Source organism: Lelliottia nimipressuralis (assembly GCF_004115925.1).
GTDB classification, from domain to species: Bacteria; Pseudomonadota; Gammaproteobacteria; order Enterobacterales; family Enterobacteriaceae; genus Enterobacter; species Enterobacter nimipressuralis.
In genome coordinates, this window is the sequence record NZ_SDDX01000021.1 from 241594 (window position 1) to 251673 (window position 10080).

Consider the following 10080-nt stretch of genomic DNA (forward strand, 5'->3'; position numbering starts at 1 on the left):
ACTTTATGGCGTTAGCCAGCCGCCGCAGCTGCCTGAAAACGCTAGCCTTTCAGAAAAGCGTTCACCCACTGCTGCAGCGCCCGACGGGAGATTTTGATCCCACCGCTTTTTAGCTCAGCGGGCAAAACCAGCCAGTGCCGCGGCTGCTGGAAACGCGCCAGCTTATCGCCCACCCACTCCGGGAAGGTCGTGATATCCGCGTCTTCTGCGCATTCGACCACCGCCACCGGTCGTTGACCAAATTCGGCGTCGTCCAGCGGCACGATGAAAACCTGATGAATCAGCGGATGCCCGCTAATGACGCGCTCCAGCTCTTCCGGCTGAATGCCTTCTCCGCCGCTGAAAAAGAGATTATCCATGCGCCCGACAAGAGTCAGACGGCCGTCATGTAACTCCCCGCGATCGCGGGTAGCGAACCAGCCTTGCGCATTGGCAAGGGGCGCTAATCCGCCGTCGCGCCAGTAGCCGCTGGCCATACTTTTGGCCCGGAGCCAGACCTCACCTTCCACAATTTTAACCTCGCGCCCCGGTAGCGCAGTTCCGACATCCGGTTGCCCGTCGGCTTCTTTCGCGCAGACTGTCGAAGCGAATTCCGTCAGCCCGTAACCGCACCAGGTTTTGATCCCCTGCTCTTGCGCCCGAAGGGTTAACTCAACGGGGATCGCCGCGCCGCCCAACAGGACGGCCCGGAGGGCGACAGGATCAGGGTGATTCAGCAAACGCCAGAGCTGCGTCGGCACCAGCGAGGCATGTGTGCAGCCCTCCAGCATCTGCTCCAGGGGCTGTTTTTCACGCACGGTTAATCGCGCGCCGGCCAGTAGCCAACGCCACAAAATCCCCTGTCCGGAGACATGAAAAAGAGGCAGGGAAAGCAGCCAGTCATCATCGTCGCCATAAGGCATCAGAGAGAGCACCCCCTGCGCGCTGGCAAGATGCGCGTCGCAGGTATGTACCGCCGCTTTTGGCAGACCGGTCGAACCGGAGGTGAGCGTCATAGATGCCAGCCGCGCAGGTTGCCAGGGGGCGGCGTAGTGACCAGCTGATTCGCGCATCAACACCGGTGGCAATACGTCGAACTCGCCATCCAGCACCAGCGCAAAACGCAACGTCATCTGGGGAATTAATACATTCAGCAGCGGACGTGGAAGCTGCGGGTTGACGGGTAAAATCCGCGCGCCGCATTGCAGTAATGCCAGCCAGGCCAGCAGAGTGCTGGGATGGTTTTGCGCCATCAGCATCACCCCGTCGCCATCCTGCACGCCCTGCTGATGGAAGCCGCCTGCCAGCGCATCAACGCGCTGGCACAGCTGATGCCAGGTCAGCGTGTCACTGTTCAGGCGCAGCGCGGGTTTATCGGCCTTTCGCTGACACCAGTGCCGCCACGGCCAGTCGGTAAAGCTCATAGCAGTGGCTCCAGCGCCTCAACGTCCACCAGCGGGAGCGTATTCTCCGGCCAGCGACGCACCAGCTGGGCCTGCATCAGATTGAGCGTGTCCAGCCCCGGAATGGTCTGCGGGGTGAGCCACGCGGCAATCCGCGCCAGTTGCGTCAGGCCAAGGCTCGACTCAATGGAAGAACTTATCACCGCCGTCAGGCCGAGAGCGTGGGCCGCAGCAACCTGCTTGCGCACCTTATCCAGGCTGCCCGTCAGCGTCGGCTTGATCACCACCGCACTCACGCCCGGCTCGGCGAGAAACTGGAAATCCGCTTCACGCAGGCTTTCATCCCAGGCAATGGCAATTCCCGTCTCCTGCGCAAAGGCGCGCGAGTCGTCGCGGGTTTTGCACGGCTCTTCCATAAATGCGATGCGATCGCGATACACCGGATTGACGTACTTCGCGAACTGCTGCGCCTTGAGCGGCGTCCACGCGCGGTTTGCATCCAGACGCAGACGCAAATCCGGAATCGCTTCGAGCAGCAAATTGACCACCATGCCATCGCGTACGGCTTCGTACAGGCCCACTTTGACCTTGGCGACTTTCTCGCCGGGCATAGCGCTAAGGGCGGCAAACAGTTCGTCCGGATCGCCCGAGCAGAGCGGCGCGGCGCGGTAATCCGCCGCGTCCGGCAGCGTGCCGTCCAGCTCGGCCAGCGCGCAGCTAATACCGAAGGCGGCAGAAGGCACCTCCGGCAGTGCCGGAGAAGCCCCTTCGCGCCAGGCATTCACCCAGCTCAGCAGCGCGGCCTGGGCGTCGTCAAGGGACTCAAGGCTAAAGCCCGGCAGCGGCGAGATTTCGCCCCAGCCCTGCTTTTCACCCTGCTGCAGATGGACGAAGAGACCGTCACGGGTTTTTATCCGCCGTTCACGCAGCACCACGCCCGCGTCCATGGGTATCTGCCAGCGGTAAACCTGCGCGCGACGCATTACGGATTCCGTTTGTATTTGCTGAAGTCCGGCTGGCGTTTTTCGTTAAACGCGTTGCGGCCTTCCTGCCCTTCTTCGGTCATGTAGAACAACATAGTGGCGTTACCCGCCAGCTCCTGCAGACCGGCCTGACCGTCGCAGTCGGCGTTCAGTGCCGCTTTCAGGCAGCGCAGCGCCATTGGGCTATTTTGCAGCATTTCGCGACACCAGCGAACGGTCTCTTTTTCCAGATCGGCAATCGGCACCACCGTGTTGACGAGACCCATATCCAGCGCCTCTTTGGCATCGTACTGACGGCACAGGAACCAGATTTCACGCGCCTTTTTCTGACCGACAATGCGCGCCATATAGGACGCACCCCAGCCGCCGTCGAAGGAGCCGACTTTCGGACCGGTCTGGCCGAAAATGGCGTTCTCAGCGGCAATCGTCAGATCACACATCATGTGCAGCACGTGGCCGCCACCGATGGAGTAGCCAGCGACCATCGCCACGACCGGTTTTGGACAGGTGCGGATCTGGCGCTGGAAGTCGAGCACATTCAGGTGATGTACGCCGGAGTCATCCTGATATCCGCCGTAGTCGCCGCGCACTTTCTGATCGCCGCCCGCGCAGAAAGCTTTGTCGCCTTCGCCGGTCAGAACGATCACGCCGACGTTATCGTCGTAACGTGCATCGGCCAGCGCCTGCATCATCTCTTTCACGGTCAGGGGACGAAACGCGTTACGCACCTGCGGACGGTTGATGGTGATTTTGGCAATGCCGTCCGTCGATTTGTGGTAACGAATATCCGTATAGCCTTCGGAGCAGTCTTGCCATTCAACGGGGGCATACAGCATTTGTTCATCAGGGTAGATCATGGGATGTCCTTTATTCGAAAACGCAGTATCTGCGCCAGACTCGCGGCAACCGCAGCGGGATTGTCCCGGTGGGCGTTGTGTCCGGCATTGGGAATCACATGGCGTTCGGCGTTAAGTTCAGCCGCGAGGGCTGCAAACTTCTCGTCGCGCTCGCCATACACATAGTGAAAAGGCGTCGTGCGGGCGTTCAGCGCCGCGCGTAAATCAGGTTGGTTCGCCAGGGAGGTGGCCTGCAGCATGGCGGCAAGCGTTGCACCATTATTTTGGCTGCGCAGGGTGATGAGTTCGTCACGCTGCGCGTCAGTCAGTGAGTCAAAAACCGGCTGCTGATACCAGGCACGAAACACTGACGGCAGCGGTTCATCGCGAAAACGTTGCGCCCAGCGGCGGTCAGATTCGGCTCGCGCCTCTCGCGCTGTCGCATCGCACAGGCCCGGATGACCGCCCTCGACAATCAGCCCCGCCAGCCCTTTCGGCTGCCGACAGGCATGAACCATCGCAACGCGGCCGCCGAGAGAGTACCCCACCAGCCAGTAGTTAAGTATGTTGTAACTAAGCAGCGTATTGGTCAGCAGTTGGCTCACGTCGCTGAACCCAGAGACGGCAATATCCTGTGAACCGCCGTGCCCAGGAAGATCCAGATACAGCTGCGGATAGTCGGGCACCATCGCGCCCACCGTCTGCCATTCGCGACAGTCGCCGGAAAAACCGTGCAGGAAGACCAGCCAGGGCAACCCTGGCTTACCGACACGCCTTTCACCGGCCAGAATCATAGATGGCTCACCTGGGCGAGCAGGCTTTGCAGCGTCTGCGCGCCGTCGGAATCGTTGACCACCAGCTCAATCAGCGTGGTGCCCGGCTGCCGCCAGGCGCGACTGAGTGCGTCGTCGAGATCGGCCCAGCTCTCCGGGCGATGGTATTTGAGGCTAAACATCGCCGCGGCGTGTTCAAACTGCACGTTTTGCGGCATCAGATAGAATCGCTCGCGCTCGCTTTGCGGCGTCGGCAGCAGGGAGAAAATCTGCCCGCCGTTATTGTTCACCACAATCAGCACAAACGGCGCAGAGACCTGGCGCAGCAGTGCCAGCGCGTTCAGGTCATACAGCGCCGATAAATCCCCGACAATCGCCAGGGTCGATTTCGCGCTGGCGCGCTGCACGCCCGCCGCCGTTGAGATCAAACCGTCAATCCCGCTGGCGCCACGGTTGCTGTAGACCGGATACCCGGCCGGCAGTTTTGACAGGGCATCAATCAGACGCACCACCAGGCTGTTGCCGACAAACAGCTGGCCCTGCTCCGGCAGATAGTGGCGGATGCGGTGCGCCAGCTCAGCCTCGCCAAAGCCTTCGCACTGGCGGGAGGTTAACTCCCAGGCCTGGCGCGACAACGCCGGAATATCCGTCGCCCACGGCTGGCGTTTTTCCGCCGGATGCGCATCCAGCCATTCGTCGATGGTGCTGACCAGACGACGCCCGCGATGGTGCGCCGGATCCAGCCGTCCGTCCAGCGGGTCCACCAGCCAGTACTCTTCCGGCTCGCAGGTGGCTTGCCACTGTAACAGGCGCTTACCCGTGAGGCTTGACCCGAGCTGAACCACGATTTGTGCCTGCGACAGTTCCGTTACCGCTTTGGCATTTCCCAGCCAGAGATCGGCGCACGGCAGCGGCTGCCCGGTTTGCGAAAGCACATCGCCAATCAGCGGCCAGCCCAGGGTTTGCGCCCATTCGGCCACCCTCTTGCCTTCGGCGGCGCTCATGCGCCCGGCGAGAACGACGCCGCGTTTTTGTCGCCAGAAAAACCAGTCGCGCTGTCTGGCGCTTTCAAGATGAGTTTGTACACGCAGCCAGGGTTTATCGCTGCGCCACCAGTTGCCGAGGGCTTGCTGCCACTCAACGCCGGTGTCGTCCATTTCGCCGTACAGCGGTTCGGCGAACGGGCAGTTGATATGCAATGCGCCACTGCGCAGGGAGCCGAGCGCGTTATCAAGCGTCGACACCAGCCAGCTGGCGGGAATGTCCTGGGTCGGGCGCGGTAAGGCGATCGACTGGGATGGATGAGAAGCAAAGATACCCGGCTGGCGGATCGCCTGGTTGGCGCCGCAGTCGATCAGTTCAGGCGGACGATCGGCGGTGAGGAGAATGAGTTTTTCGCCCGTCAGCCCGGCTTCAATCAGGGCCGGATAAAGGTTCGCCACCGCCGTACCGGACGTCACAATCACCGCCACGGGTGCCTGGCTGACTTTTGCCAGCCCGAGCGCCAGATGACCAAGACCGCGTTCATCAAAATGGGTGTGATGAATAAACGCCCGGTTTTCTGCCGCCGCCAGCGTCAGCGGCGTTGAACGTGAGCCCGGCGCAATACACACATGCCTGACGCCATGGCGCGTCAGGGCTTCGAGAATGACCGTCGCCCAGCGGCGGTTAAAAGAACTTACTGACATGAAATTGTCCGGTATCAATATTAAGACACAGTATAAATAATAGAGAGTGATTGAATTTTGATATGAATCGGGAATGTGCGACTCAGTATTAATCCATAAGGAGCAGTGTTCTCAGCCCTGCGGCTTTGTTTTCTATCTCCTGCCACTCGTCCTCAGGCACGGACCCACTGACAATCCCTGCCCCGGCGTAAAGTCTGACTGCTGAATCACTGACGCGCGCGCTGCGAAGCGCCACGCAAAACTCGCTTTGTGCCAAAGAGAGGTATCCGGCCGATCCGGCGTACCACTCCCGATCGAACGGTTCATATGTCTGAATAAAATCGCGCGCTGACAGGCGCGGCAAACCGGCGACAGCGGCCGTCGGCTGCAATAGCTGGAGGCACTGCTCGTCATCGGGGTGTTTTAACTCGGTCCAGATACAGCGGCGCAAATGCTGCACCTTGCGCAGACGAACGATTTGCGCCGGAAGCACTTCCAGCGCCTGGGTATGGTGCTGTAGCCGCTGACAGATGTCTTCCACCACCAGCATGTTTTCACGCTGGTTTTTGTCGTCGGCCAGTAGCCATTCGCCCAGATACTGAGCCTGGCGATCGTCAGGATGGCTGGCCACGGTGCCCGCCAGCGCTTCGGTGCGTAGGTGGTTGCCGCGTCGACGCCACAAGCGCTCCGGCGAGGAGCCCATAAACGCGCTGTGGGCGTCGAATACCATGCAGAAATGGTAGCAGTTGAAGTTCAGCCGACGGCTGGCTGCCATCAGAGCGATGGCGTTGATGCCCCGATCAAAGTGCAAATCCGTCGCTCGCGCCAGCACCACTTTTTCGAATGCGCCGCTGGCAATGGTCTCGGTGGCCCGCGAAATCAGCCGCAGCCACTCCGGTTTTTCAGGCAGATGCGTTTCGCGCACCTTGTGCGGAGCGAGCGGGGTAATTGTTCTGGCGGGTGAGAGCTGCTGTAAAAAGGCTCTCGCCTGCTGCGCATCATCCGCAAGCGAATGGTCGCTCGACAGGTTCAGTCGCAGTGTCGCCACGCCCCCAAGACGCAGCCAGAGCAGGCGCGGCAGAAACAGGTGGCTCTTTTCAGGAGCAAACGCATTCAGGCCGCAAATGCGGGTGTCATCGGAAAGTTCGTGAGTCTGGAGAAACTGGCGGGCGAGCGAGAGTGACGAGAAATGGTGCACCGCGCCGAGGGCGGCCAGCTCTTCCTCACCACTACGCTGTTGCCAGTAAAACTGAGGATAGGCCACCTGAGCACCCAGCCAGGCCAGGGGATCGAAGGCATCGTTTAACGGGAAAGAGACGTCGACATGACGCGTGCCGGGTGTCGGCGGAAACGCTTGAGCCAGAAACTGACCAAGACGTTCAATCGCAATTGAAATCGAATGCACGCTGACCTCTCCCTGTTAAAACCTCACATTATACGGGGTACTTACCGTAAAAAGCAGTACCCACGTTTAGGGAGGGGTCACCGTTTTTGCATAAACTTAGCGGCGGGAGAGCAGAAGCCCCAGCACCAGGCCGGCAGCCGCCCCTACGCCAATGCCCTGCCACGGTTTTTCGTGCACGTAATCATCGGCACGATAGACCGCTTTTTTGGCCCGGTAATAGTAGTTGTCGGAGGCATTGCTGACGCGGTGTTTGACCTCTTCCAGCGCCTGTTCAGCACGCGCTTTCAGCTCAATATACTTTTGGTCTGCCGGGTCGCCTGAGGAGCGCAGCACCTCTTCCAGTGTTTCACTAAGCAGCGCCAGGTCGTCGTCGATACGGGAATCCCAGGATTGAAATGACATATTTTTCTCCATGTGAGTGCTTCAGTCCCTAACTATAGACAACGACAGGCTATTACGCCTGTTTCGCTTCCCTCGCCATGCCGATATGTGGAATACCATCTTCGTCGTACACCTCTGTCACCGGGGCGAACCCAAAGTGGGCATAGAATGGCTGCAGATGCGCCTGCGCGCCGAGATATAACGCCTTGTCTGGCCACTGTTTTTTGCAGGATTCGAGCGTCTGTTCCATCAGCTTATAGCCGAGTTTTTCACCTCGCGCGTTGCTGCTGATGATCACCCGACCAATCACCACCGGGTCGAAATCGTCTTCACTTTTCAGAATCCTCGCATACGCCACCAGCGCGTCATCTTTCCAGCCGAGAATATGGCGGTTCTCACCGACCAGGTCATCGCCGTCGATATCCTGATAGGGGCAGGTCTGTTCGACGACAAACACTTCGCAACGTAATTTGAGTAACGCGTAAAGGGCGGAAACGGTCAGTTCACTGTGATGTAAATCTTGCCACTGGATCATGTCAGGCTCCTTCTTAAGTATCATCCCGTTATACTAAACACTTCTCGTGAGTCATAGAGTCTGATGATGTTATGGAACTGATTTTTCTCGGTACGTCCGCCGGTGTGCCAACCCGATCACGAAATGTGACGGCAATCCTGCTCGATTTACAGCACCCGACGCACGCGGGTTTATGGCTTTTCGACTGTGGTGAAGGGACGCAGCATCAGCTGTTACACACCGCGTATCACCCCGGCAAGCTGGATAAAATTTTTATCACTCACCTGCACGGCGACCATCTGTTTGGTCTGCCAGGGCTGCTGTGCAGCCGCTCGATGGCCGGGAATGCCAGACCGCTGACGATCTACGGTCCGAAGGGCATTCAGGCGTTTGTCGAGACTACGCTGCGCCTGAGCGGGTCGTGGACCGATTATCCGCTGGAGGTGATCGAGATCGCTGAAGGCGTGGTGTTCCAGGACGCGCGTTTTACGGTGACCGCGCAGCCGCTGAATCATCCGGTGGAGTGCTATGGCTATCGTGTGGAAGAACACGACAAACCCGGCGCACTGGACGCCGCCGCGCTGATTGCCGACGGCATCAAACCAGGCCCGCTGTTCCAGCAGCTGAAAAATGGCGAAACCGTGACGCTGGATGACGGCCGCGTTGTTGACGGTCAGGCTTATCTCGCGGCCCCGGTTCCCGGTAAAAAAGTGACGATCTTTGGCGATACGGCGCCCTGCCCTGAAGCGCTGCTTCTGGCGCACAACGTTGATCTGCTGGTCCACGAGGCGACCCTTGAGACAGCGATGGAAGAGAAAGCCAACAGCCGTGGGCACAGCTCTACGCGTCAGGCGGCAACCCTTGCCAGAGACGCGGGCGTGCAGAAACTGATCGTCACCCACGTCAGCTCTCGCTACGATGCCCAGGGCTGCGCGGCGCTGCTGGCGGAGTGCCGGGAAGTGTTCAAAGAGTGCGAGCTGGCCCACGATTTCATGCAGGTTTGCGTTTAGCCCTTCACTTTTCCCTCGGCGTGCCGATAACGATTAAAAGGCAAGCATCTCACTTGAGGGTAAAATGGATAATTTCCAGAAAGATATTGATGACAGGGCCAATCTGACCCTGTCGAACCGGTTTGAACTGTTGCTGTTCCGCCTCGGTACCTCGTTGAATGAGAACAAGTCTGAGCTGTTTGGCATTAACGTTTTTAAGCTGCGTGAAATTGTACCGATGCCGGAATTCACCAAGCCCGCGGGCATGAAGTCGCCGCTGATGGGTATGGTGAATATTCGCGATCAGGTGATCCCGGTCATCGATCTTTCGGCGGTGGCCGGCTGTAAACCCGCCACCGGTTTGAACATTCTGCTGATCACCGAGTACGCCCGTAGCGTGCAGGCGTTTGCCGTGGAGTCGGTAGAAAACATCATGCGTCTGGACTGGAAGCAGGTCCATGCAGCGGAAACCGCCGTCAGCGGACGCTACATCACCAGCATCGCCTGCCTCGATGAAGAGACGGATACCAACGATCTGGCGATGGTGCTCGACGTTGAGCAGATTTTGTATGACATCACCCCGGCGAACCACGATTTGCACGCCAATAACCTGAAAATCAGCAAATTCAACATCAAGCCTGGCGCGCTGGCGATTGTGGCGGAAGATTCTAAGGTTGCCCGCTCCATGCTGGAAAAAGGGCTGGAGGCGATGAACATCCCGGCCCAGCTGCATATCACCGGCAAAGAAGCGTGGGAAAAAATTGGCGTGCTGGCTGCACAGGCGCAGGCCGAAGGCGTGCCGATCACCGATAAAATCGCGCTGGTGCTGACCGACCTCGAAATGCCGGAGATGGACGGGTTTACGCTGACGCGCAAAATCAAATCTGACGAGTTCCTCAAGCATATTCCGGTGGTGATTCACTCCTCCCTGTCCGGAAACGCCAACGAAGACCATATCCGCAAGGTGAAGGCCGATGGCTACGTGGCGAAGTTTGAGCTTAACGAGCTGTCATCGGTGATTGAGGAAGTGCTGGATCGGTCGATGAAGAAGATTGATGGGCCTTTGATTAGCCGCAAACAGCTGGCTTGATTTGAGTCTGATTGCCGGGTAGCGCTTTTCTCACCCGCAATAAAAAACCCGCCGAGGCGG

General features: G+C 59.1%; 10 protein-coding genes. 2 read left to right on the plus strand and 8 right to left on the minus strand.

The window, feature by feature from the left end:
* Positions 1-41: 41 nt before the first annotated feature.
* From menE to ETG88_RS18355, 8 genes are all read right to left on the minus strand, one after another.
* Positions 42-1403, minus strand: a complete 1362-nt coding sequence (gene menE / locus ETG88_RS18320) for an o-succinylbenzoate--CoA ligase (protein ID WP_129036046.1) — start codon at positions 1401-1403, stop codon at positions 42-44.
* Positions 1400-2365, minus strand: coding sequence for an o-succinylbenzoate synthase (menC, locus tag ETG88_RS18325; RefSeq protein ID WP_129036047.1), 966 nt, complete (start codon positions 2363-2365; stop codon positions 1400-1402). The genes menE and menC overlap by 4 nt, the downstream gene beginning before the upstream one ends.
* The gene (menB, locus tag ETG88_RS18330) at positions 2365-3222 is read right to left on the minus strand and encodes a 1,4-dihydroxy-2-naphthoyl-CoA synthase (RefSeq protein WP_100779464.1); all 858 of its coding nucleotides are present in this window, start codon (positions 3220-3222) and stop codon (positions 2365-2367) included. The genes menC and menB overlap by 1 nt, the downstream gene beginning before the upstream one ends.
* Complete coding sequence (menH, locus tag ETG88_RS18335) at positions 3219-3995, minus strand: 2-succinyl-6-hydroxy-2,4-cyclohexadiene-1-carboxylate synthase (protein ID WP_129036048.1); 777 nt, start codon at positions 3993-3995, stop codon at positions 3219-3221. Before menH ends, menB begins: the two co-directional genes overlap by 4 nt.
* Entirely contained in the window at positions 3992-5662 is a 1671-nt protein-coding gene (menD, locus tag ETG88_RS18340; protein ID WP_129036049.1) for a 2-succinyl-5-enolpyruvyl-6-hydroxy-3-cyclohexene-1-carboxylic-acid synthase, read from the minus strand. Before menD ends, menH begins: the two co-directional genes overlap by 4 nt.
* Before the next feature lie 88 nt (positions 5663-5750).
* On the minus strand, positions 5751-7046 hold the full coding sequence (gene menF / locus ETG88_RS18345) for an isochorismate synthase MenF (RefSeq protein WP_129036050.1): 1296 nt from the start codon (positions 7044-7046) through the stop codon (positions 5751-5753).
* A 96-nt stretch (positions 7047-7142) separates the two neighbouring features.
* Complete coding sequence (gene elaB, locus ETG88_RS18350; protein ID WP_100780844.1) at positions 7143-7448, minus strand: stress response protein ElaB; 306 nt, start codon at positions 7446-7448, stop codon at positions 7143-7145.
* 52 nt (positions 7449-7500) lie between these two features.
* Positions 7501-7962 carry a GNAT family N-acetyltransferase gene (locus tag ETG88_RS18355; RefSeq protein WP_100779460.1) on the minus strand — a complete coding sequence of 154 codons (462 nt, stop codon included), beginning with the start codon at positions 7960-7962 and terminating at the stop codon, positions 7501-7503.
* A 71-nt stretch (positions 7963-8033) separates the two neighbouring features.
* Between ETG88_RS18355 and rnz the strand changes: the two genes are divergently transcribed.
* Positions 8034-8951 (plus strand): ribonuclease Z, encoded by a 918-nt coding sequence (gene rnz, locus ETG88_RS18360; protein ID WP_129036051.1) that lies wholly within the window; start codon positions 8034-8036, stop codon positions 8949-8951.
* Between the two features lie 64 nt (positions 8952-9015).
* On the plus strand, positions 9016-10020 hold the full coding sequence (locus tag ETG88_RS18365; RefSeq protein ID WP_129036052.1) for a chemotaxis protein: 1005 nt from the start codon (positions 9016-9018) through the stop codon (positions 10018-10020).
* Positions 10021-10080 lie beyond the last annotated feature (60 nt).